Source organism: Bacteroides sp. HF-162, from assembly GCF_015679285.1.
Taxonomy (GTDB): Bacteria; Bacteroidota; Bacteroidia; order Bacteroidales; family Bacteroidaceae; genus Bacteroides; species Bacteroides uniformis.
This window is the reverse complement of sequence record NZ_CP064937.1, coordinates 3,928,486-3,950,918: the sequence shown is the minus strand read 5'-3', so window position 1 is coordinate 3,950,918 and position 22,433 is coordinate 3,928,486. Positions and strand designations below refer to the sequence as shown.

Annotated in this window: 21 protein-coding genes and 1 tRNA gene; 15 read left to right on the top strand and 7 right to left on the bottom strand. The window is 44.9% G+C overall.

The genetic code is table 11. The annotated features are described in order from the left end of the window. Positions 1-69: 69 nt before the first annotated feature. Positions 70-1,899, top strand: coding sequence for a TrkH family potassium uptake protein (locus ITJ87_RS16795; RefSeq protein ID WP_117974352.1), 1,830 nt, complete (start codon positions 70-72; stop codon positions 1,897-1,899). Between the two features lie 5 nt (positions 1,900-1,904). After that, the gene (locus tag ITJ87_RS16790; protein WP_117966878.1) at positions 1,905-2,591 is read left to right on the top strand and encodes a TrkA family potassium uptake protein; all 687 of its coding nucleotides are present in this window, start codon (positions 1,905-1,907) and stop codon (positions 2,589-2,591) included. 50 nt (positions 2,592-2,641) lie between these two features. Here ITJ87_RS16790 and ITJ87_RS16785 read toward each other — a convergent pair whose 3' ends face one another. Further along, entirely contained in the window at positions 2,642-4,150 is a 1,509-nt protein-coding gene (locus ITJ87_RS16785) for a DUF3843 family protein (RefSeq protein WP_117966881.1), read from the bottom strand. 293 nt (positions 4,151-4,443) lie between these two features. Between ITJ87_RS16785 and ITJ87_RS16780 the strand changes: the two genes are divergently transcribed. From ITJ87_RS16780 to ITJ87_RS16730, 12 genes are all read left to right on the top strand, one after another. Then, positions 4,444-5,064, top strand: coding sequence for a DsbA family protein (locus ITJ87_RS16780; RefSeq protein ID WP_117966884.1), 621 nt, complete (start codon positions 4,444-4,446; stop codon positions 5,062-5,064). Further along, the gene (locus ITJ87_RS16775) at positions 5,024-5,335 is read left to right on the top strand and encodes a helix-turn-helix domain-containing protein (protein ID WP_117976735.1); all 312 of its coding nucleotides are present in this window, start codon (positions 5,024-5,026) and stop codon (positions 5,333-5,335) included. The genes ITJ87_RS16780 and ITJ87_RS16775 overlap by 41 nt, the downstream gene beginning before the upstream one ends. Beyond that, positions 5,268-5,972, top strand: coding sequence for a 4Fe-4S dicluster domain-containing protein (locus ITJ87_RS18825; RefSeq protein ID WP_230391781.1), 705 nt, complete (start codon positions 5,268-5,270; stop codon positions 5,970-5,972). Before ITJ87_RS16775 ends, ITJ87_RS18825 begins: the two co-directional genes overlap by 68 nt. Before the next feature lie 216 nt (positions 5,973-6,188). Continuing rightward, a complete protein-coding gene (locus ITJ87_RS16770) occupies positions 6,189-7,070 on the top strand; it encodes a formylglycine-generating enzyme family protein (protein ID WP_370528659.1) in 882 nt (293 codons plus the stop codon). Between the two features lie 290 nt (positions 7,071-7,360). Beyond that, a complete protein-coding gene (locus ITJ87_RS16765) occupies positions 7,361-7,840 on the top strand; it encodes an HU family DNA-binding protein (RefSeq protein WP_196096298.1) in 480 nt (159 codons plus the stop codon). A gap of 126 nt (positions 7,841-7,966) precedes the next feature. After that, the gene (locus ITJ87_RS16760; protein ID WP_005831704.1) at positions 7,967-8,194 is read left to right on the top strand and encodes a DUF4248 domain-containing protein; all 228 of its coding nucleotides are present in this window, start codon (positions 7,967-7,969) and stop codon (positions 8,192-8,194) included. Between the two features lie 136 nt (positions 8,195-8,330). Then, the gene (locus ITJ87_RS16755) at positions 8,331-8,780 is read left to right on the top strand and encodes a DUF4890 domain-containing protein (RefSeq protein ID WP_181980925.1); all 450 of its coding nucleotides are present in this window, start codon (positions 8,331-8,333) and stop codon (positions 8,778-8,780) included. A 60-nt stretch (positions 8,781-8,840) separates the two neighbouring features. Then, positions 8,841-9,389, top strand: a complete 549-nt coding sequence (locus ITJ87_RS16750) for a DUF4738 domain-containing protein (RefSeq protein ID WP_005831701.1) — start codon at positions 8,841-8,843, stop codon at positions 9,387-9,389. 49 nt (positions 9,390-9,438) lie between these two features. Next, positions 9,439-10,116: a response regulator transcription factor gene (locus tag ITJ87_RS16745; RefSeq protein ID WP_005832639.1), complete on the top strand. Its 678-nt coding sequence runs from the start codon at positions 9,439-9,441 to the stop codon at positions 10,114-10,116. Next, positions 10,113-11,402 (top strand): HAMP domain-containing sensor histidine kinase, encoded by a 1,290-nt coding sequence (locus ITJ87_RS16740; RefSeq protein WP_005831698.1) that lies wholly within the window; start codon positions 10,113-10,115, stop codon positions 11,400-11,402. The genes ITJ87_RS16745 and ITJ87_RS16740 overlap by 4 nt, the downstream gene beginning before the upstream one ends. A 92-nt stretch (positions 11,403-11,494) precedes the next feature. Further along, entirely contained in the window at positions 11,495-11,935 is a 441-nt protein-coding gene (locus ITJ87_RS16735; RefSeq protein ID WP_005831697.1) for a PepSY-like domain-containing protein, read from the top strand. A gap of 36 nt (positions 11,936-11,971) precedes the next feature. Then, the gene (locus tag ITJ87_RS16730) at positions 11,972-12,475 is read left to right on the top strand and encodes a PepSY-like domain-containing protein (RefSeq protein WP_005831695.1); all 504 of its coding nucleotides are present in this window, start codon (positions 11,972-11,974) and stop codon (positions 12,473-12,475) included. A gap of 69 nt (positions 12,476-12,544) precedes the next feature. On the opposite strand, the gene ITJ87_RS16725 is transcribed toward ITJ87_RS16730, so the two are convergent. Together ITJ87_RS16725 and ITJ87_RS16720 are read right to left on the bottom strand one after the other, a co-directional pair. Then, positions 12,545-13,756: an L-serine ammonia-lyase gene (locus tag ITJ87_RS16725; RefSeq protein ID WP_117966895.1), complete on the bottom strand. Its 1,212-nt coding sequence runs from the start codon at positions 13,754-13,756 to the stop codon at positions 12,545-12,547. Positions 13,757-13,812: 56 nt separating this feature from the next. Continuing rightward, positions 13,813-16,350, bottom strand: coding sequence for an endonuclease MutS2 (locus tag ITJ87_RS16720; protein WP_117966898.1), 2,538 nt, complete (start codon positions 16,348-16,350; stop codon positions 13,813-13,815). Positions 16,351-16,466: 116 nt separating this feature from the next. Between ITJ87_RS16720 and ITJ87_RS16715 the strand changes: the two genes are divergently transcribed. Beyond that, positions 16,467-16,551, top strand: a tRNA-Ser gene (locus ITJ87_RS16715). Between the two features lie 160 nt (positions 16,552-16,711). Here the strand turns inward: ITJ87_RS16715 and ITJ87_RS16710 are convergent. From ITJ87_RS16710 to ITJ87_RS16695, 4 genes are all read right to left on the bottom strand, one after another. Further along, on the bottom strand, positions 16,712-19,327 hold the full coding sequence (locus ITJ87_RS16710; RefSeq protein ID WP_117853852.1) for a UvrD-helicase domain-containing protein: 2,616 nt from the start codon (positions 19,325-19,327) through the stop codon (positions 16,712-16,714). Positions 19,328-19,394: 67 nt separating this feature from the next. After that, a complete protein-coding gene (locus ITJ87_RS16705) occupies positions 19,395-20,054 on the bottom strand; it encodes a hypothetical protein (protein WP_117677820.1) in 660 nt (219 codons plus the stop codon). A 19-nt stretch (positions 20,055-20,073) separates the two neighbouring features. Beyond that, on the bottom strand, positions 20,074-20,571 hold the full coding sequence (locus ITJ87_RS16700) for a hypothetical protein (RefSeq protein ID WP_117677821.1): 498 nt from the start codon (positions 20,569-20,571) through the stop codon (positions 20,074-20,076). Positions 20,572-20,877: 306 nt separating this feature from the next. Then, entirely contained in the window at positions 20,878-22,281 is a 1,404-nt protein-coding gene (locus ITJ87_RS16695; protein WP_117719656.1) for a mobilization protein, read from the bottom strand. Positions 22,282-22,433 lie beyond the last annotated feature (152 nt).

The window sequence follows — 22,433 nt, the reverse complement described above, 5'->3', positions numbered from 1 at the left end:
TTCCTTTTGTTTTTTGTATATCAAGGTATATTTGTCTAAGTTTGCCGCGTTTCATTAATCGATGCATTTATGAAGATTTATCATAAATTCCTTTTGTATCAAAATAAATGGATTCACCCTTACGTACGGATGACAGTGGGAGTAATGACTTCCATCACTTATTTGGCCTCCATCCTGCTGATTGTCGGCGTGGTCTATGAGCATGGCTTTACGATTTCAGAGGTCGAGGCGCATCAGCTCCAGCGCTTGTATCATGGGGTGTGGATTGTTTTTCTGGCAGACGTCACTCTGCGCATTTTGCTGGAATACAAGGATACCCGTCGCACGTTCAGTAAGCTCACTTGGATACTGACCATTCTGCTCTATCTGACCCTTATTCCGGTCATTTTCCATCGTCCGGAGGAGGAGGGCGCCATCTTGCAGTTCTGGGAATTTCTGCATGGCAAGGCCTATCACCTTGTCCTGCTGCTGGTGTTTTCCTTTTTCAGCCTTTCCAACGGGCTGGTACGGTTGCTGGGGCGGCGTACGAACCCTTCGCTTATTTTGGCTGCCAGCTTTCTGATAATCATAATGATAGGCACGGGGTTGTTGATGTTGCCGCGCTGCACGGTGAACGGCATATCGTGGGTCGACTCGCTATTCATATCCACCAGTGCGGTGTGCGTCACGGGGCTGACGTCTGTCGATGTGGCGTCCACTTTTACCCCGACCGGTTTTGTGGTAATCATTCTGCTGATTCAGATAGGCGGTCTGGGAGTGATGACACTGACGAGCTTTTTTGCCATGTTCTTCATGGGTAATACCTCATTGTACAATCAGTTAGTGGTGCGCGACATGGTGAGTTCCAATTCCTTGAATTCCCTGCTCTCCACCCTGGTCTATATTCTGGCCTTTACGCTGGTGATTGAAGGAATAGGGATGCTTGCCATCTGGGGAGACATCCACGGGACGATGGGGATGGACCTTCAGGAAGAGCTGGCTTTTTCCGCTTTTCATGCCATTTCCGCTTTCTGCAATGCGGGATTCTCCACGTTGCCCGGAAATCTGGGCAATCCGTTGGTGATGACGGGGCACAACCCGTTCTTCATCTATATATCTCTGCTGATTATTTTGGGGGGTATCGGTTTCCCCATCCTGGTGAATTTCAAGGATATTATTCTTTACCATCTGCGTCGTCTGTGGCACTTCCTGCGTACGTGGCATTGGGATGGCAGGCGTTTTTACCATCTGTACAACCTGAATACAAAGATTGTACTGATAGTCACCTTCCTGCTGTTGGTGCTGGGCACGGTGGGCATTGCTGTCTTTGAGTGGAATGCCGCTTTTGCCGGCATGTCGGTGGCAGACAAGTGGACGCAGGCGTTTTTCAATGCCACGTGTCCCCGTACGGCAGGCTTTACCAGTGTGGACTTGGCCGGCTTGGGGGTACAGACATTGCTCATTTATCTGTTTCTGATGTGGGTGGGAGGCGGCTCCCAGTCTACGGCAGGCGGTATCAAGGTAAATGCCTTTGCGGTAGTGGTGCTGAATCTGGTGGCTGTGTTGCGCGGCACGGAACGGGTAGAGGTGTTTGGTCGTGAGCTGTCACACGATTCTATCCGTCGTTCCAATGCCACGGTGGTGATGTCGTTCGGCGTCTTGTTGCTGTTTATTTTCATCATCAGCATTCTGGAGCCGGGTGCGTCGCTTTTGGCCATTACCTTCGAGTGTGTGTCGGCATTGAGCACGGTGGGGTCCAGTTTGAACCTTACCCCGCAGTTGGGAGACGACAGCAAGCTGCTGGTGGCACTGCTGATGTTTGTGGGGCGTGTGGGACTGATTACGCTGATGCTTGGCATCATCAAGCAGAAGAAGCATACGAAGTATCAGTATCCGAGTGGTCAGATTATAATCAATTAAATAAGATGAAGTATATTATTATCGGTTTAGGGAATTATGGTCACGTGCTGGCAGAAGAGCTTTCTGCATTGGGACACGAAGTGATAGGTGCGGACGTGAGCGCCGGTCGGGTAGATAGTCTGAAGGAAAAGATTGCTACAGCCTTTGTCATCGATGCGACGGACGAGCAAGCGCTGTCCGTGTTGCCGCTGAACAGTGTGGACGTGGTGATTGTTGCCATCGGCGAGAATTTCGGTGCATCCATCCGTGTAGTGGCTTTGCTGAAGCAGAAGAAGGTGCAGCATATCTATGCCCGCGCCATTGACGCTGTCCACCGTTCCGTGCTCGAGGCCTTTGAGCTGGAACGCATTCTTACTCCCGAGGAGGATGCCGCACGCGGACTGGTACGGTTGCTGGAATTCGGTGCCGATATGGAGACCTTCCGCGTGGCACCGGATTATTATGTAGTCAAGTTCACTGTTCCGGACAAGTTCATTGGCTATTATGCCAACGAATTGAATCTCGATAAGGAGTTTGGCCTGAAGATGCTCGCCTTGAAACGTGCCGAGACTTTGAAGAATTGCCTGGGCATCTCGTATGTGGAACACAATGTATTGAACGAACTGCCGGAAAATGACCAGATACAAGCCGGCGACCAGTTAGTGTGCTACGGACGGTATAAGGATTTTCAGAAGTTCTGGAAAGCACTATGATAATTGGTAGTTGGAAATGTGTCAAAAGTGGTATTCACCCCCATTTTCAACTAATCAAAGTCTTTCTCCCGACACCGATAATGGAAATAATCAGTCAGGAAGTGTGCATTCTTGCGTATGAACTCTTGCCCGTATTCTTTTCCTTGCAAACTGTTCAGATAAGCATCCGGAAGCATGCCTTCGTCTTGCAGGATGCAACTCAATTGGTAGGGGATAATGTCTGGGTTGACGATGAACATAATGGCGTTTTTCTCTGCTTCCTCCTTATTATAATTGGGGTTGTCCGGAGATTTGATGCATTCGCACAGCTTGAATTGGATATGTAGGCCGGTGTGCGGGTTGGCCATCAGCATGGCTCCGGTTTCTGTATGTATGCGTGGTATGTTCAGGTCTTCTTTCAAGCCGTATCCCATCTTGTTCAGCAGAAAATCAGAGATTTCCTCTTGCGATTGGCAGAATACAAAAGATTTCCCGCCGGATGCTTTTATGAAATCATGGAATGTAGCCTTTTCATTCGTTTTTTCTTTCTGTTTCGTCAAGTCGTCCACATATTCCGCTATTTTCTGGTCGTACTTGTTTTCGAGAAGCATGCCGCACTGCCACCATGCATTGCCAAAATAAATCAGTTCGCAGATAAGGGTGCTTTTCCCTACTTCTCTGCTACGGATAGCTGAGAGGTTCAAGGACTTCTTGGTTATCTTGAATTCGCCTTTGTCTTCACTACACAAATCTCTGACATACAGATACTCGCCGTCTTCTTTCTCCAGCAGATAGCAACTGTTTTCCCGTGCCTTCACCTTGCCCCAAAGCTGATGTTCGGGATGGGCTTTTCCGATGAGAGCCAGCCATTCCGGTGAGGTCAGCGACAGCAGGTTGCGGCGCCCTTTGAACGTCAGTGAGGTGCGTGTGGCATATATGAGGGTCTCTGCCATTTCGGGAGTAATCTTTTCATCATCCAGCAACCGTTCAGCTTCGTCCCGGTATTGGGCGACATTTTCGATGTTGAAGTAGCATTGGTAGTGAAACCAATCCAGTATCTCCCGGTAGCGGAAGAAGTCTTCTTCTTCCATGGCAGAGTGGTATAGAAATTCCTGCATCCTTTCATTTTCGGGAGCGGTTTCGTATTCCTCTGCAAGCAGTCCGTATATCTTTTGTGCAGTCTGCTCTATTCCGGGATTCTCGGGGTTGATGGCGCTTATTCCCCGGCATAGATATTGTATATGGTGCCAAAGCAGAAAGCGTATGTCCTCCAGATTGATTTCATCCGGAAAATAATCGCCTTTGATGGGGTAGAAGGGCAGATAGCTTCCGTATCGCTTCCGGCACTCGGCAGTGAATGCCTGCCAGATGCCGGTCTGGGAGATGACGTCCTCAAACCATGCGGCGAGGCAGAGGCTTGTATAGCGTATGTTTTCCTCTTCTTCGAAGGCGTCGGCTATCGTTGAAGAATAAAGTCTTTTGTGGATTTCGTTTGCAATGCCGACGTAGTACTGGTCAACGCTGTTTGTCTGCTTGTAAGGATGCAGTTCCAACCATTCTTTGGGATATATTTTCTTCATGACTCTAAAGTGAGTTTGGTGTGTGTTTTTTATATGTTTCATTTCCGGCGTAAAGATATGTTTTTTATGGGAATTTTTTTGCTTTCCCTCCTTTCGATTAGTATATTTGTATGCTACTATTAAATCGTTCCATCGTGTGGGAAAAATCGTTCCACCATGGTGGAACGATTTTTCTTCCGTGGTGGAATGATATTTTCTCCATGGTGGAACGATTAAAGAATAGCATTTCTTCTCCTTAATGCCAGGGAAGAAGAAAAAACGGAATTACAGAACCATTTAAAAACAGAATATATATGAGTGCGTATTACGACCTTTTCGAGAAACCCGACGTCCGCCAGACCGGCGAGCAACAATCCCTTTATGCCCGCTTTGTCCCCAAGGGCACCATCGACCGCAAGGAATTTATCGAGCGTGTACATCTTTTCACCGGTCTCAGCCGCAGCCTGCTGGAAGGAGCGATGGCAGGCTTTATGGACGAGTTGCGCGACTGCCTTGCCAATGGCTGGACGGTGGAGCTGGGCGAACTGGGTTACTTCACCCCCTCTTTGAGTTGTACCTGCCAGGCGACGGACAAGAAAGAGCTTCGTGCCGCTTCCATCGCTTTGCGCGGTTTGAATTTCCGTCTGGGCAGGGAGTTCTATAAAGATTTAAAAGGAAAGATGCAGTTGGAGCGTTGTCCGCAATCGGCATCGGCGCCTGCTTCGTCTGCCGATGAGGCGTTGGGCGTGGAGCAGCGCTGGCAGTTGCTGGATGAATATTTGCAGCAATATCCCTGCATCAATCGTTCCCAGTATGCACGGCTGGCAGGACGTAGTTATAAGCAGGCGGTTGTCGATTTGAATAGGTTTATAGAAGAAGGGGTACTGATGAGGCATGGGATGGGGCCGAGTGTGGTGTATGCCAGAAAGAGGTAAAATTCAAGATGTGTATTTGCATCCGAATCGAAATGCAAAGGACATATCCCGTGAGCTCAATATGGATAAAGGGCTGTTATCCCGCATATTGAAAAAGCTGGAGGCGAAAGAATACATATATAGGGAGAAGGCAACGAACGACAATCGTATGGAGTTCGTAAAAGCTTACAGAACATGGAGAAGAAATTTACCATACGTTGAATATGGCCGCGAACCAATCCGTCGAAGAGATATTTGCAGGATTGGACGGAAGCCGGATTCAAGAAAATAGAGCTTCACAACAGCTTTTACGAGTTAAGGGAGACGGTTCTCCTGCCATTATCGTTTGCTCCTATGGGAACAGAGATTATGAAGATATGCTTGTCGAGCTTAAAGATTTGCTGACTGCCAACGGGTTTAGAATCGTGTCTGCCGCCGCATTCATTGCCCGACACTCAGTATTCAGAAATGTCGCATCCGAACGTCCCGATATGGAAGACAACCGTATAGTCGATGATTTCGGTTGCAAGTCATGGCAGCTTCTATCGGGCATTACGGATACGAGTGCGATACCGGATATAAATATTAGGGGCAGCAGACTTTATCGGGATATACTGCAAGTTCCGCTTTATCCTACGGGGGACGACACATGCATTGATTGTAAAAAATGTGTCGAGGAGTGCCCGACACATGCCATTGCGTCGGAGAACCCTATAAAGACAGATGAAAGTCAATGTATTTCATGTGGAAGGTACATTGCCCTATGTCCTGTCGGTTCACGAAACTACCACTATCCGTTTTTCGGAAAAAAGAGTTTGGAGTTTGCAAGCGCAAATTCAGAGAGAAAAGAACCTGAACTTTTTTATGCTGTCTATTTGGATTTGTGTTATATGGGGATTGGCGTCTATGCGGAAAAAGAGAATTGTTAATAGGGAACCGGGAATTTAAGTTTAATCCGGTAAACGGGTACATATCAGGCACATGTTTTGCTAATGAGGTATATTGTAGTATTTAGACAGGGAGCATCTGAAATGATTTTTCAGTATCGGAATAAATTTTAAAAATAATTCCGTATATTTGAGTTGTGATAGAATATCCATTAAAGATAGTAATAAGCAGTTTACTAAAGTTAGAGATAAAGGCTTATGCGGAATTTTTTTTTAAATATCAACGGAATAAACAATCTGATGCTTGCTTTTGTGCTGAGTTGTGCAATGGCATGTACCCCCGACAAATCCGAACAAGAACCAAATCTGACCAAAACTTTTACCGTAAACGGTGAAAACTTTGAAATGGTTCTGGTGGAAGGCGGAACCTTCATGATGGGAGGTACAAAGGAGCAGGGAAAGGATTGCGAAGAGAATGAAAAACCGGTACATGAAGAGAAAGTGGATTCTTTCTATATAGGAAAATATGAAGTGACTCAAAGATTGTGGAATGCCGTAATCGGTAGCGAACACAATCCTTCCTTTAATACCGGATGCGATGATTGTCCGGTGGAAGGTGTAAGTTGGAACGATGCACAGGTATTTGTCACCAAATTGAGTATCCTCACGAAGCAACCTTTTCGTCTGCCCACCGAGGTGGAATGGGAATATGCTGCCCGTGGCGGCAGGCAGAGCAAAGGATATAAGTATAGTGGCAGCCATCATATAGACAAGGTTGCCTGGTATATTGACAATTATCAGAAAAACAAATCCGGAGATAAAGGCACTACGCATCCGGTTGGTATGAAGCAGCCAAATGAATTGGGACTATACGACATGAGTGGAAATGTGTGGGAGTGGTGTGAGGATTTATATACCAAGGAATACGAACAAAATGGCAAGTCCGTCCATTCGGGCTGGCCTTTTGAGGGGACACATCTCTATTTCCGCCATGTACTGCGTGGTGGAAGTTGGGGAGGAACAGCCAAAGGGTGCCGTGTGTCCTACATTGATTACGATATGGGAACGTATCGTGATGAATATGGCGGTTTCCGTATAGCTCTTGGCATCAGCCCTGCACAAGTCTCTGAAGAAAAATAATTCATCAAGTATACCCCCCAGCCATAAAGGTAAAGTTAGAGCTGATAAACTGAATGAAAGAAGCATCTCCGATAATATTTCTCAAAGTTTTTTTACTCCTTGTTTATCAGCTCCTTTCTCCTCCTCCAATATCCTTTTTTATCCTACGAAAACCTCCTTAAACCTCCGTTAAAGCACCACCCCGTTTTCTGCCCGTTGTATCTTTGCATCGTGGTCACAAAGAAACTGGTTTTGCAGACTGACGAGCGAACAAGACCGACTTTTATTAATCAACTTAAAATTAAAAAACTATGGCTTTGAATTATGAAGTAAAAAAGAGAGTATTCGGTTTTGACGAGACAAAAACGGAAAAGTACGTGACGCAGATGAAAACTTTGGGTGTGGTCGGTTTTAAGGATTTATGCGACGAGGTTTCCAAGATAGGCATGGCGCCTCGCGGTGTGGTGAAGCTGGTGCTGGACGGATTGATCGACACCTTGAATATGGATATCAACAAGGGATTTTCGGTACAGCTGGGTGAGTTCGGCTGTTTCCGTCCCGGCATCAACGCCAAGAGCCAGGACAAGCTGGAAGATGTGAAGGCAAGCACGATTTATCGCCGCAAGATTATCTTCACTCCGGGCTTCTACTTTAAGGATATGCTGACTCGTGCCAGTGTAGAGAAGATGGATTGGTCGGGCAACGGCACCGTTTCTGGTGGGGGTAGCTCCAAACTAAATCCGGATGGCGGCGGTTCCGATGGCGACCAGGGAGAAAATCCGTTAGGATAAACATTCTGTAAATAAGGAGAATATGAACTTTCTCAGAAAAAGGTTCATATTCTCCTTGAAATACTTGACTTCGCCTTTTGAATATCGTATCTTTACATCAATCATTTAAAAATCAGACAAACTGCTATGGAAACAGAAAATGGCTTTCGTATCACGACTTATAAAAAGAAAGATTTGGCATGCCTCTATTGCCCCAATGCTACTGCACGTTGCGCCATCCGCACCCTGACGCGGTGGATAAAACGGAATCACGAGCTGTATGAAGCCTTGGCGCATACCGGCTACAATGTAAGGACACGGACATTCATGCCGAAGCAGGTGAGCCTTATCGTACAGTATTTGGACGAACCTTAATATTCTTTTCAACCTCATTTATTATGTTAAAGCGGGAAGTTGCGGTTAAACTTCCTGCTTTTGTTTTTGTCATAGATACGTTGCAACACAATAGGTATAACTAACATAAGGTATTAATTAAAAAAAGAGAAAAATGATGAAAAGAATAGTTCTGATATGGATGGTCGCCTTCCTGATGGGTGGCATGGCAATGGCACAACATGCCCGCCACAGTGATAAAATGCCCGAACCGAAAGTCCGTGCCGAGCGCATGACGGAACGGATGGTGAAAGAGTACTCCTTGAACGATACGCAGAAACAACAACTGCTGGAGGCAAATCTAGCATTGGTTGAGAAAATGGGAGATATGCCGATGCATCGTGCCAAAGCACACAAGCATCATAAGAGAGATGGCAAGCGCCATCAATTGACGGATGAGCAACGCGCGCAGAAAAAAGCGGAGATGGAAAAGAAGCGTGAAGAGATGAAGACTGCCCGTATTGCTTATGATTCACAACTCCGGAAGATTATGACGGAAGAACAATATGCTGCATACAGCAAGAAAGTGCAGGATAGAAAAGCAAAAATGGAATCTAAAAGAAAATAAATTTTCTATTGCATTCAATTTGTACTATTTTTGTCCGGTCAACTACTAAAAAACAGAACGATGAAGAATATAGTCTATATTTTAGTGTGTGCATCGGTCATCTTCTTCACTGCTTGTTCGTCGCAAGACAAGAATAAGAAAGACGGTACGCAGGTATTGATGCAGGATAGTACAGAAATTGCCGGCCCACAGCGCATGCAGGTGTCTGATGTAAAAACATCCTTTACGTATAAGGGAAAAGAGTATCAGTCTTCTGTAGTGCGCCGGCCGGATGAATCTCTGCCGATAGTGAAAAACGAGCAGGGGGAGAAATTTGTGGATAACCGTATCACCTTGCGCATCACGTGCGGCGGGAAGCAGGTGGTGGATAAAGTGTTCACCAAAGATAATTTTGCTTCGTTGGTGGATGCCAAGTTCATGAAGTACTCTATTCTTGAGGGGCTGGTCTATGACAAGACCACTCCGCAAGGAATCATATACGCGGCCAGCGTCTGCTATCCGCAATCCGACCTTTATGTTCCCATCAGACTGACCATTACGGCTGACGGGAAAATCTCCATGGCAAAAGAAGAACTGATGGAGGATTATCAGACAGACAGCATTGATTAGTGGATAGTTTTCCAGATTGTTTCCAGTTTTATAGACCATCTTTGCCGGTATGAAAATCCTGATTGTAGAAGATGAGCAAGATTTGCGGGAAACCATCCGCACTTCGCTCTTGAAAGAAAAGTTTGTTGTAGAGACCGCTGCCGACTATTTTTCGGCATTGGATAAAATCAATGACTACGATTACGACTGCATTCTGCTGGATATCATGTTGCCTGGCGGGAGCGGTCTGGACTTGCTGCGTGAGCTGAAACGGCTGCATCGCAGTGACAGTGTGCTTATTATCTCGGCCAAAGACTCGCTGGACGACAAGGTGGACGGGCTGGAACTGGGAGCCGACGATTACCTTACAAAGCCTTTCCATCTGGCAGAACTCAATGCACGTGTCAAGTCATTGATACGTCGGCGGCAGGCGAAGGGAGATGTGACCGTCACCCTTGGAAATCTTTTGCTCTACCCCGACAAACGGCAGGTAGAGATAAACGGAAAACCCTTGCAGCTGAACCGCAAGGAGTTCGACCTGCTCTATTATTTTGTAGTCAACCCCGGCCGGGTCATCAATAAAATGAGCCTTGCCGAGTCGGTGTGGGGAGACAATATAGACCAGGCGGATTCGTTGGATTTTATCTACTCGCAAGTGAAGAATCTGCGTAAGAAATTGAAACAAGCTGAGGCTACCATAGAATTAAAGGCTGTCTATGGATTCGGCTACAAACTCTCCGAACTATGAAGCTGCTGAGCTACACCTACCGCAAACTTGCATTGCTGCTGTTTCTGTTGATGGCAGTGTGGGGTGTGCTGTTCTATTACGCAATCATTGACGAGGTGGTGGATGAGACGGACGATACGTTGGAGAATTACGGTGAGATATTGATGGAGAGTGCGCTTCACGACCCCTCGATACTCGAAACGGAAGGCTCGTTGATGTCTTTCTATAAGTTCACCCCTATATCCGAAGAGGAAGGGCGGCATTACAGACAAGTGTTCTATGATGCTACGGTTTATATCGAACTGGAGGATGAAGACGAACCGGTACGTGTCATGTGTACCGCTTTCCGTATGCCCGACGGGCAATATTATGAGTTGAAACTGATGATTTCCATTTTGGAGCGGGATGACATGGTGGAGGCTATGCTTTGGTATCTGGGAGCGCTGTTCCTGTTGTTTCTCATCTGTACTTCCATCGGCATCCAGTTGGTGCTGAAGGGAGTGTTCCGTCCGTTACATAGGTTGCTTGACTGGCTGCACTGCATTCAGCCCGGCAAGGAGGTGCCTCCATTGGACAACCCGACGAAGATACGGGAGTTCCGCCAGCTGAGCGATGCTGCATTGGATATGGGCAACCGCAGCTACAAGGCATACGAGGAGCAGAAGCAGTTCATCGAGAATGCCTCGCATGAGTTGCAGACACCGCTTGCCATCGTGAGGGGAAAAGTGGAGCTGCTGGCTGAGAGTGAAGGGATGACGGAACAGCAAATGGAGCAGCTGGACGAGATATATGCCACGCTGGGGCGTGCCGTAAAACTGAACAAGTCCCTGCTGTTGCTTTCCCGTATAGAGAACGGGCAGTATACCGAGATGGAGGATGTCTCGGTGGATGAGATATTGGATGAACTCTTGCCCGACCTGATGGATATCTATGAACATAAGCAGGTGAGACTGATACGAAAACGGGAGGAGCAGCCTTTTATCATCCGTTGCAACCATTCGCTGGCGCAAATACTGGTTTCCAATCTTGTGAAGAACTCGTTGCTGCACAATAGGGAAGGGGGAGAGTTGCAGGTGTTTACTACTCCCGCTTCTCTGGTCATCAGGAATACGGGGGATGCCCCTTTGGATGGAGAGAAGTTGTTCCGGCGTTTCTATCATGGCATGGATGGCAAGAAGGACTCCACCGGACTGGGGCTTGCCATAGCGCGTTCCATTGCGTTGTCGTCTTCATTGAAGCTCACGTATGAATGGCAGGACGGTATGCATACCTTTCGTCTGGTTAAAGAAAGTAAAATTTACTGTTAACTGCGGTTATTCCTAAATCTTTCCTAATTCTCTACCGTTATTTGCAATGTGAATAATATGAAATTTATTAGTAACATTAAAAAATAACGATTATGAAGAAAGTATTGTCTATTCTTGTGTTGGCTCTTGTAGCTGTTCAGTTTGCCTTTGCCGGTGATGTCATCACTCAGGATACCAAGCAGCTTCCGCTGACGGCACGCAATTTTATCAACCAGTATTTCTCGAAACCGCACATTTCACACATCAAGATTGAAAGTGAAATATTGCAGACTAAAAAATATGAAGTGCTGTTGACAGACCGTACGGAAATAGACTTCGACAAGAAAGGAAATTGGTTGGAAGTGGATTGCAAGAAGTCCGCTGTTCCCGAAGCATTGATTCCGGTTCCGGTAAAGGAGTATGTGAAGGCTAACTTCCCGAGAGAGATTATTACTAAAATCGAACGCGGACGTACCGGCGTGGAAATTGAACTAGGTAATGACTACTCTTTGAAGTTCAACAAAAAGGGAAAGTTCGTCAGCATGGACGACTGATTCTCCGGTAGCTATTAACTTAAACCTTATAGAGAAATGATGAGAATGAAGATTCAAATGTTGGCGATGATGTTCATCGCCGCCTTGGCACTTGGTGCATGCAGTGATGATGACGACAAGGATGATGTCAAAGTGCCCGAAGCAATGTCACAAGCATTGAAGTCCAAATACCCTTCCGCAATCCATGTGGAATGGGAACAGAAAGGGGGCTATTTCGTTGCAGATTGTAAAGTGGATGGGCAGGAAAAGGATGTATGGTTCAATAATCAGGCGGAATGGCAACTGACGGAAACCGAATTGCTTTGGAATAATCTTCCGGGAACAGTACAGACCTCTTTCAGCGCCAGTGAGTATGCCGGCTGGAAGATAGAGGAGATTGTTCTTTTGGAGTATCCGGTAGTGCCTATGCAGTTTGTCATTGAAGTTGAAAAGGGAAATGCAGAGTATCAATTGTTCTATTCGGAAGAAGGCGGCCTGCTGCAGACAAAAGATGTGAGCGGTAATAGGGATGATACGCATTGGCCGGTAAAACTTGATTAGGGATGAGGGGATAAAGAATTAGGGGGGGCAATCATATTGACCCCTTAATCCTTTATCCCTAATCTCTAACTACATTGGCTTATAATCCTTCGCCAGTCCTCCTTCGCTGGTTTCTTTGTAGAGGGAGGGCAGGTCGTTTCCGGTTTCTTTCATGACTTCCACCACTTTGTCGAATGACACGCGGTGCATGCCGTCGGTGAAGGAGGAGTAAAGGTTGGCATCCAAGGCGCGTGCGGCGGCGTAGGCATTACGTTCGATGCACGGGATTTGTACCAGTCCGCAAACCGGGTCGCAGGTCATACCCAAATGATGCTCCAATCCCATTTCGGCGGCATATTCTATTTGTGCCGGACTACCTCCAAACAATTGGTTGGCTGCGGCTGATGCCATGGAACATGCTACACCTACCTCTGCCTGGCATCCGGCTTCCGCTCCCGAAATAGAAGCGTTGGTCTTCACGATGTTTCCTATCAGTCCGGCTGTGGCAAGGGCACGGAGTATGCGTGTGTCGCTGAATTCCCGGCTTTTTTGCAGATGATAGAGCACTGCCGGTACAATGCCACACGAACCGCAGGTAGGTGCAGTGACAATGACCCCACCTGACGCATTTTCTTCACTTACTGCCAAGGCATAGGCAAATACCAGTCCGCGCGACTGGAGGGAAGCCTTGTAGCCACTGGCACGTATATAATAGGTAGAAGCCTTTCGGCGCAGATTCAGAGGGCCAGGCAGGACTCCTTCACTATCCAATCCCCGTTTTACGGCAGCCTGCATGGTTTTCCATACCTCCTGCAGGTAATCCCAAATGTCGCTTTCCTCGCATTCCTTGACGTACTCCCAGTAACTTTTTCCGGTACGTTCACACCATTGTAGTATTTCGGTCATACTGTTCATTTTGTATACATCCGGAGTGTTTACGGATGATGCTCCGTCATTCTCTTCTGCCAGGGCACCGCCTCCGACACTGAATACGGTCCATTGGTCGGTCTCCTTGCCTTCGCTGTCCAAAGAGACGAATTTCATGCCGTTGGGATGGAAGGGCAGGAATATTTTGGGTTCCCAGATTATTTCTACCGGTGCTGCGGGTTGCAGTGTCTCGGTGATGGCAACATTGGTCATGTGTCCCTTGCCGGTAGCGGCGAGGCTTCCGTACAGGGTTACTTGGAATGCGGCTGCTTCGGGATGCCTTTCCAGGAATATCTGAGCTGCCTTGCGCGGCCCCATAGTGTGGCTGCTGGATGGACCGGTACCGATGCGGTAGAGTTCTTTGATTGATTTCATATATTTCAGATTTATGATTTAGCTTTAACTATCAGTTATCAACTGTCAATTATTCATTAACTCAAGTCCACAACGGTGATGCCTGCTCCGCCGAACTGTATATGTTCGTCGGCAAAGTGGCGCACTCCGGGAACGGTTTCCAGATATTGGCGGATAAGCGTGCGCAGGATACCCGTTCCAGTTCCGTGAAGGATACGCACGCGTGACATGCCGACAAGGATGGCATCATCAATGAAATAGGTAACGGCTTGCAAGGCTTCGTCGCCACGCATGCCGCGGACATCAATGTCTTGTTTGAAATGTAGTTTCTTCTCGTACATGCTGTCCTGGGTTTGGACACTGATGAAAGTGCTTTTGGTGGACACATCAGCTTGTTTAGGCTGCGCGTTGGTACGTTCCAGCCTATCTAGTTTTACGGTAGTTTTGATGCTGCCGAACGCGACGACCGCATTCTTGCCATTCACTTCCATTACTTCTCCCACAGAGGTTTGTCCCTTTATTCTGACGTTGCAGCCGGGGGTGATGGCTGCAAGGCGTTCTGCTTCCTTCCGCGCCTGCTGTTCTGCCAAAGCCTGGGCGGATAGCCCGTCATCTTTTCCTTTGCCTGCTTTCTTTTCTTTTTTCCGGTTTTGCTTCTCTTTCAGCTTTTCCATTTTGCGGGCAATTTTTTCTTCCAGTTCCTTGTTGGTAAGCGATTCCATTGATTCGCGGAAGTTCGTCAATTCCTGGCGGGCCTGGCGTGTCTTTTCTTTTTCTGCTTGGGCTTCTTTGATGGAGCGTATGGTGTTCTCGATGCGCGCATTGGCTTCCTGCATCAATTGCTCCACTTCTTCTTTCGCTTTGCGCAGAATCTCCTTCCGGGATTTCTGCAAATCTTCGATTTCGGTTTGATAACGCTCGATAGTCTCTTCCATGTGCTTTTCACGCTGGCGTATTGTCTGGCGTTTGCCTTCCCAATAGCGTTTGTCGCGCACAATGTCTTGCAGGTACTTATCGGCATTGATGTATTCGCTGCCCACAATTTCCGAGGCATCGGCGATGACATCTTCGGGCAGACCTATCTTGCGGGCAATCTCTACAGCGAACGAACTGCCAGGATTGCCTATCTGCAACTGGAACAGTGCTTGCATCAGATGGCGGTCATAGAGCATGGCGCCGTTTACTACACCTTCGTGGTCTTCGGCAAAATGTTTCAGATTCTGATAGTGTGTGGTGATGACACCGAACGTCTGTTTTTGGTTGAAGCGTTTCAATACGGCTTCGGCGATGGCGCCTCCTATTTGGGGTTCTGTTCCACCACCGAATTCATCAATCAGGATGAGGCTCCGTTCATTGCAACTTTTCATCATGATTTTCATGTTTGTAAGGTGGGAGGAATAGGTACTCAAATCATCTTCAATGGACTGCTCGTCACCGATGTCAATGAATATGCTGCTGAATATTCCGGCATGACTGCGTTCGTGCATCGGGATGAGTAGTCCGGATTGCAGCATGTATTGCAATAAGCCTACTGTCTTTAGGCAGACGGACTTGCCGCCTGCGTTCGGACCGGAGATAATGAGGATACGTTGCTTTTCATTCAGTTCGATGTCAAGCGGTACGACTTTTTTGCCATGTTTGGCGAGAGAAAGTTGCAAGAGTGGGTGTACCGCCATTGTCCAGTCCAGCAGTTGCTTGTTTTCGAGAGCCGGTTTCAGTCCGGATATTTGCTCGGCAAACAATGCTTTGGCACGTATGAAGTCTATTTCGGCAAGGAACTCATATGATAGCAGTACGTCGGAGATGGAGGGACGCAACTGGTTGGAGAAGTCCGTCAGGATGCGGATAATTTCTCTGCGTTCGTCACCTTCAAGTTCTCGTATGCGATTGTTGGCTTCCACTACTTCGGCAGGCTCGATGAATACGGTTTTACCACTGGCCGACTCGTCGTGTACAATACCGCGTATTTTCCGTTTCAGTGCCGGTGCAACGGGAATGACCAGACGGCCGTCACGCATGGTGGGCGTTACGTCTTTGTCCACAACGCCCTCGGACTGGGCATTTCGTAGAATACTATTCAGTGAGCGGGAGATGCTTCCCATAGTACTTGCCAGTTCCCGGCGGATGCGTGCCAACTCTGTAGAGGCATTGTCCTTGATTTTTCCGTAAGGGGAGAGGATGCCGTTTATTTTTGCTATGAGCTGTGGGAAAACGGTGATGTCTCCCGCCAGTCTTTTCAGACAAGGGTAGGGGGAAGCGCCCTCTTCCTCATCATCGTCGCTTTTCTGTAGGAAGCGTACAATATCACGTATGGTTTCCAGTGAACGGCGCAGGTCAAATAGCTCTTGTTCATCCAGATACATGCCTTCCACGCGTATGCGTTTCAGTGACGGACGTACATCAAAAAAGTATTGTGCCGGGAAGTTGTCTTCTTCTTGGAGTATGCGTACAAATTCAGTGACTTGGTCCAAACGCTCCTCCACCTCCCCAAAGTGGTCGGAGAATGCCATGTCCATCACCCGTTCTTCGCCAAGTGTACTGAGGCATTTTTCTTTCAGCAATTGGCGTATTTGGTCGAAACCTATTTTCTGTTCAAAGTTCTGCGGATATATCATGGTGCAAAAGTACTATTAATTCATGAAAAAAGAGAAAGGAAGTTTGCAGAATTAAAAATGATTTGTACCTTTGCACCGCTTTAAGGAAAAAGTACTTCTCGAAGAGGAAGTTTTTAGGAGAGGTGGCAGAGTGGTCGATTGCGGCGGTCTTGAAAACCGTTGTGCTGCGAGGCACCCGGGGTTCGAATCCCTGTCTCTCCGCAATAAATGCTGAAAATCAGTAAATTACAAAACAAACACCCAATTTTACACCCAAGAATGTAAAGTTGGGTGTTTTTGTATTATTTAAGATTATACCCTTAATAAGGACACACCCCAATGTTATTGGTGGTATAATTGCAAAAAGTTATTTAAAGCATTGTTATTGATTAAGTTTATTCAATCGCATAACGATTGACGTTTGACTTCTGCCCATTTTGTTTGCAATATATTTGACGCTCTTTCCCTCATTATGCAGTTTCAATAGAAATTGGTCTGCACTTCTTGTCCATCTCTTATTGGCATTGGGGTGCTTCACATAGCTATCTTCTGAAACCTTTTCAGGATGCAAAAATTCATCCACAAATACAGAGGGAAAACGCTTGTCATATAGCACAAGAGTTTTCATCTTTGCTCTTGTTATTGCTACATAAAACAATCTACGTTCTTCTCCATATGGGAATTGGTCGCTTTTAGTTAGTACATAGTTAAGCACAGGGTCGTCACTAACAAGAGACGGGAAGCCATAAGTATCCTTGTTACATTGCAATAGTATTACATAATCTGCTTCAAGACCTTTTGACTTATGTACGGTCAAAAACTCTATTTTTTGTCCTCCTATCACATAGTAGAATCTATTACCCTCCTTTATAGATTGATACATAAAGGAGAGGTAGTAATCATCAAAAGAATAACGCCCTAATAGGAATATTGATTTATCCGATGGAATAGAAGCCACAAGTTGCCCTATCGTATTGCAGTAATCTCGTCTATCGTAAGCATAGAATTCCAACTCAGTTCTCATTTCAGAACTGAACGAATGGATATTCTTTTGTATTTGGGCTTTATTGCGTTGTATGAAGTTCGAAGACAAAGAAACCAAAGGTTCTCCAAATCTGTATGTCGTTTCAATCTTGTTTATCTCCGTTGTTCCAAAATATTCGGGGAATTGATTGAATAGAGCCATATCACTTCCCGAAAAACGATAAATAGACTGCCAATCATCACCCACACAATACAACTTTGCAGGAGGATTCCCTTCTCGCAATACTTTCAAGAAATTGTAACGGTCAACTGAAATATCTTGAAACTCATCCACTATGATATAATCATATTCAACAGGGTGTGAAGTACGACATATCTCAGTGGCTTGAAGAATAGCATCGGTAAAATCAATTTGGTTACTATCGCTTAACGCATTTATGTAGCGTTCATATACAGGTTGAAATATATTCTTGATGATAAACACACTTCGTTCATCATCTGCATTTTTGGCTTGTTTCAAAACCTCTTTAACTGATTTACAACTTGATTTTACCAATGTAACGAAAGTAACAACAAGTCGTATAAACGCCTTTTCCTGCTTGCTGCCTTTGGGTAGTACTAAATCGTATAACTCCTCATCGGTTTTTTCTTGAATTGGTACACCTGCTTCAGCTAATAGTTTACGGAGTTTATCCCTAATATCAGAATAATGGAAATCTGCACTTGATGTCACTAAAAGTTGTGTACCAAATTTCTCGTGAGCCGCTTTTTTCCAAGTTATACCATCATTGTATTTCTGATTGGCTTCTTCGTAGGTTATACCCTTGTCTTTTGCGAACCAAGCAGGAACAAGCCCGTGTTCATCAACTCCGAAATGTTCAAGATAGATGCGTTTGGTTACTCCTCCTTGCTTAAAATATATTGAGAAGTCGGGACGATATTGTGAGTGCATCTCATCTGCTAATTGATGTTCGTATGGTTCTTCATATCTGAATTTCACTCCCAGCGAGGACAAAGCAAAACATATTTTTTGTTCTTGTTCACTTCTCACATATATGGCTCTGCCGTCCATATCGGGGAACATCGCCTTTAGCTGCACATTCTTTTGCTCTGATAATTGCTCTCGTCTTTCATTCTTGCGTTGTTCCCAATCGGCTTCATTCGTTTGGTAATCAATAAAGTATTCTACTATACTTTTCTTGAAAGACGATTTATCTAACAATTTGTGATATATATCAACAAACAATGAATCTGTATTGTCGCAAATCGATGGTTTTGTGCCTGTTGTTTTGCCTATAATATCAATGGCTAACTTATGGAATGTGTAACCTTTCAATCCATTGGTCGCCATTCTTTCGGTTAGTTCGGCTGCTGCTTTGTTGGTATAACTGATAAGTAAAATTCTTTCAGGTGCTATACCCTTGATTTCGGTGAGATATTTAACCTTACCGACAATTGAAGAGGTTTTACCACTACCTGCACTGCTGACTACTAAACAATTATCCTCTTCTGAAACAATTGAGCGTCTTTGTTGCTTGTCTAATGGGTATTTTAGGCAATGGTCGAAAAAGTCCCTGTGCGTGTCAAGTAGAAAGGTTATAACACCATCATTATGTTGTTTTACAAGTTTGTTGATTCTTCCAAAGTCGTTAATGAATTTGGATATGGTTTCTGATGGAGTGATGTTAAAGGCTTCAAGTTTCTTCAGAAGTGAATATGCCTCTTGGAAATGTACCTTATAATGATTGATGAAATCTTTTTCTTGCGTTGCGGAGATTACCCTGCCATAAAAGCCATTATTTAAGTCTGAGGGAATATCTATAAACGTCCCCTCATTAAGAGCCGATAATCTCTCTCTTGCTTGCTCATAATTTGATTTCTCGCTATATGCAGATATATGGTTTAGCTTTTCTGCAAGCTCTTTGGATTTGTTTTTTAGGCGTGTTCGTACCATCGCTATTACAATAACCGAAATAGCAATTATACAAATAACCAAAATAAACGCCCATTGCATATTAAAAAAATAGCAGTTAATAATATTTGCTTTGCATAAAAATTAGCGTACTACGGAAATACGGAATTTATAGCAAAAAATTATTTTCTTTAAAATAATCTATTACATCTTCATCCGAAGTTGCTTCATCTACTGCGTTTAAAATTTTTACGAAGTCCTCAAACTTATCTGTTTCATAACCCCCACAAGTTGTAAATTCTTCATCGCAAAAGAAAATCATTTCTCCCGGAATGGTCATTGAGCCTGCTCCATTAAGACTCCTAAATCTATGGCTTACTGCCCAACCTGTAAATTCTCCTTTGTGATATTTAGCGACATTTTCTTTTAGAGAAGCAAGTTGTTCTGAAAGTTTCTTGGTGTATTTGTTCAAATCAGATTTGGCTTCTTCCTTTTCTTTTTTTGCTCGTGAATACTCTCCACGAGAGTATTGAGAAGAATAACCATTGGGGGCAAAAATATCCATAGAAGATTCTGCTGATTCAATTTTTCTCTCACAGCGATTTATTTTAGATATCAAATTCTTGATTTCATCGCTAATTTTCATAATAGGCTCAATAGTAGTTACATCAATAAACATACTATCAACTCTTGTTGATATTGGCTCATAAGAATCAGGGTGATAGAGATAGTCTTTAAGCGTCTCTTTAACCAATTTCTCAGCTTTTTCCTCGTTAGAGAGTGTACAAGAAGTTATAACTAAAGCGGATAATACTAAAAACTTTTTCATAATCTGTCGTATTATTGGGTTATTTCTCAGGGAATAAACTTGTTAAGGCTCTTCTAATGGCTTGACGGATATCATCAGCTTCTGTTTCGCCTTGTCCTTCTGCTGTACAAGAACATATCATTTCATTGGTTTTTGCAGAGCTAAACTGTATAGTTACTTCTATTGTATAACCTAAACCTCTATTACGCCTGCCACTCTCACCATAATTGACGATTAGAGTTTCATTAGATAATTCGGGTTTAAGTTCGGGTAATATGATATATCCTTCTTTTATTAGTATTCCTGCTATTACATCACTTGGATTAACACTTTTGGTGGTTGAAGAACCATAGATACCGTATTGCCCACCATATGTACCTCCTATGCTTGATGTCAATTCCTTTGTTGGGGAAATGTATGCGTATTTATACATTTCAATAGGAGCATTCCTTACTATTACAGGCATTCGAAGTGGTGCACATCCATTCATTAATATAATGGCGCAAATAGCAAATAACCATTTTTTTATTACACTCATACACTACATATTTTAATCTCCAGTTCCAAAAGGAATTTAACCTATTAAAGAAGCGTGGAACTGTATGCCACATTCTTTACTTGAAGGTCGTAGGAAACCATAGATGCAGATGTAACAATAGCAGCCCACGCTATATGCGTGAGAACCACTATGCTATCCTTGCATCTAATTGAAAATTTCCTACGTTTTCAAGTACAAGATAAGCATAACGCTTCTTCTTAATTCTAATATGTTTTGGAAAGAGTAGTCTCAATCCGTTTACAAAGATATTTAATTTTATTGAGATACAATCAAATACTATCAAAATTACATTCTGAATCCTCTACTTTTTCTTGGTTCTTCTGTAGATTGTCGCAAACCTTGCCTTAATTTCTCCCATTGCTCTTTGAACCATTCGCCTATCGGCTGCCTGTTTATGGTCAGCACCAATTTATTCTCATCTATCGGACTTTTTTCAACCTTGAAAATATCATTCTTGATTTCAAATCTTCGTCTATGCTCTTCGGAATAGATTTTCCCATTGCATCTGATAGCTTCTTTTTTTGTCAAAAGACTGTTTACCATATCTTTGGTAAATCCGATGGCATAGCATAATTTTTCCATTCTCAGCATTTCTTTGAGCAGTGGGAACCAGTTGAACGCTTTTTCAAGAATGGTGTTCAATCGTGATATTTCCTTGTCTTTGGCTTCAAGCTCTTGATTATGTATTCCTTGCAGGTTACGAATTTGATTACCGTGCTGTTCCTGCATTTGTTGCATCTGAACTTTTAAGTCATCAAAGCTTTTGTCACGCTTGGCAATTTCATGACGTAAATTCTCGTTAGATTGTTCCAAATCTTTTAATTTACCGCTTCCGAAAAGAGAACCTACACTGCTGGTTATGGCTGTGGCTACATCGGTAGCTGCACTTTTGAGTTTGTCCGTACGTATCTCTGCTTTTACCTGTTTGAGTTCCTGCTCGGCGAGGCTTACCTGTTGCTCCTTGTGTCGCTTGGTTTCCTCTATACGTTGCAGTTCGGCTTTCTGCTTCTCAATGATAAAGTCGTTCCGTTCCAGATGCTCTTTACCTGTAACAGCTTTAGCCTGTCCACGTTCCATCAGGAGAATATCGGAAGCAAGGGTCTGCATGGTTGCCATATCCTCGTCATTGAGCTTTCGGCTTTTTCCAGTTTCATGGTTCATCCAGTCGAATACGACATGAGCATGATAATTTGGTTTGAACCATCTGTTACCGACTTGGAAGCTCTCCTTGTCTTCCGCTTCCGGCTGACCGTTCAGCCAATGCCCTTCGTCTTTGTGCAGGAAAATTTGTAGCGGAGTGATGCCCCAGCGTCTTTGACACTCTTCACCGAATTTGCGTACATCAGCCAGTGTGGTGTCCGGTCTGATAAGCAATACTCCTTCACGGATGGGTGAACATCCCGCCACCTTGATAATCTTTCCATTTTTTCCCTTGCGTTCCCTTTCCTTTTCCTGCATGGCACGTCCGGTCTTTTCCTTGACCATTTGCTTGATATTGTCATAATGAGTTCGCAGTTCGGGAGTGCCGAAGTCGGGATTTATCCACTGTTCGTTGTTGGTGGAAAGTTCGGGAACGACATAGATTCTGGACTCCCCGATGTTACGCATATACTCGGCAGTCCTTCGGTTGTGCGCCTCGCTCGATGCGATGTTGCAAGGCTTGATGTGTATGCTTGATTTTGTTGCCATAGCTTCTTTTCTTTGTTTACAATTGATTTACTTTGCTCGCTTTCGCAGAGGGGTTCTTAGGGGTAACCCATAAGCGGAGATTGCAAAGAGAGGGTCACTCTTTGCTCGGGGTTCTCAGGGGTGAAACGCCTTGAGTGGGTCATTAGGGCAAA

Excerpts from the sequence above, each read along its gene's own strand:
- ITJ87_RS16795 (WP_117974352.1), top strand. The coding sequence starts at position 70 with ATGAAGATTTATCATAAATTCCTTTTGTATCAAAATAAATGGATTCAC.
- ITJ87_RS16790 (WP_117966878.1), top strand. The coding sequence starts at position 1,905 with ATGAAGTATATTATTATCGGTTTAGGGAATTATGGTCACGTGCTGGCA.
- ITJ87_RS16785 (WP_117966881.1), bottom strand. The coding sequence starts at position 4,150 with ATGAAGAAAATATATCCCAAAGAATGGTTGGAACTGCATCCTTACAAG.
- ITJ87_RS16780 (WP_117966884.1), top strand. The coding sequence starts at position 4,444 with ATGAGTGCGTATTACGACCTTTTCGAGAAACCCGACGTCCGCCAGACC.
- ITJ87_RS16775 (WP_117976735.1), top strand. The coding sequence starts at position 5,024 with ATGGGATGGGGCCGAGTGTGGTGTATGCCAGAAAGAGGTAAAATTCAA.
- ITJ87_RS18825 (WP_230391781.1), top strand. The coding sequence starts at position 5,268 with ATGGCCGCGAACCAATCCGTCGAAGAGATATTTGCAGGATTGGACGGA.
- ITJ87_RS16770 (WP_370528659.1), top strand. The coding sequence starts at position 6,189 with ATGCGGAATTTTTTTTTAAATATCAACGGAATAAACAATCTGATGCTT.
- ITJ87_RS16765 (WP_196096298.1), top strand. The coding sequence starts at position 7,361 with ATGGCTTTGAATTATGAAGTAAAAAAGAGAGTATTCGGTTTTGACGAG.
- ITJ87_RS16760 (WP_005831704.1), top strand. The coding sequence starts at position 7,967 with ATGGAAACAGAAAATGGCTTTCGTATCACGACTTATAAAAAGAAAGAT.
- ITJ87_RS16755 (WP_181980925.1), top strand. The coding sequence starts at position 8,331 with ATGAAAAGAATAGTTCTGATATGGATGGTCGCCTTCCTGATGGGTGGC.
- ITJ87_RS16750 (WP_005831701.1), top strand. The coding sequence starts at position 8,841 with ATGAAGAATATAGTCTATATTTTAGTGTGTGCATCGGTCATCTTCTTC.
- ITJ87_RS16745 (WP_005832639.1), top strand. The coding sequence starts at position 9,439 with ATGAAAATCCTGATTGTAGAAGATGAGCAAGATTTGCGGGAAACCATC.
- ITJ87_RS16740 (WP_005831698.1), top strand. The coding sequence starts at position 10,113 with ATGAAGCTGCTGAGCTACACCTACCGCAAACTTGCATTGCTGCTGTTT.
- ITJ87_RS16735 (WP_005831697.1), top strand. The coding sequence starts at position 11,495 with ATGAAGAAAGTATTGTCTATTCTTGTGTTGGCTCTTGTAGCTGTTCAG.
- ITJ87_RS16730 (WP_005831695.1), top strand. The coding sequence starts at position 11,972 with ATGATGAGAATGAAGATTCAAATGTTGGCGATGATGTTCATCGCCGCC.
- ITJ87_RS16725 (WP_117966895.1), bottom strand. The coding sequence starts at position 13,756 with ATGAAATCAATCAAAGAACTCTACCGCATCGGTACCGGTCCATCCAGC.
- ITJ87_RS16720 (WP_117966898.1), bottom strand. The coding sequence starts at position 16,350 with ATGATATATCCGCAGAACTTTGAACAGAAAATAGGTTTCGACCAAATA.
- ITJ87_RS16710 (WP_117853852.1), bottom strand. The coding sequence starts at position 19,327 with ATGCAATGGGCGTTTATTTTGGTTATTTGTATAATTGCTATTTCGGTT.
- ITJ87_RS16705 (WP_117677820.1), bottom strand. The coding sequence starts at position 20,054 with ATGAAAAAGTTTTTAGTATTATCCGCTTTAGTTATAACTTCTTGTACA.
- ITJ87_RS16700 (WP_117677821.1), bottom strand. The coding sequence starts at position 20,571 with ATGAGTGTAATAAAAAAATGGTTATTTGCTATTTGCGCCATTATATTA.
- ITJ87_RS16695 (WP_117719656.1), bottom strand. The coding sequence starts at position 22,281 with ATGGCAACAAAATCAAGCATACACATCAAGCCTTGCAACATCGCATCG.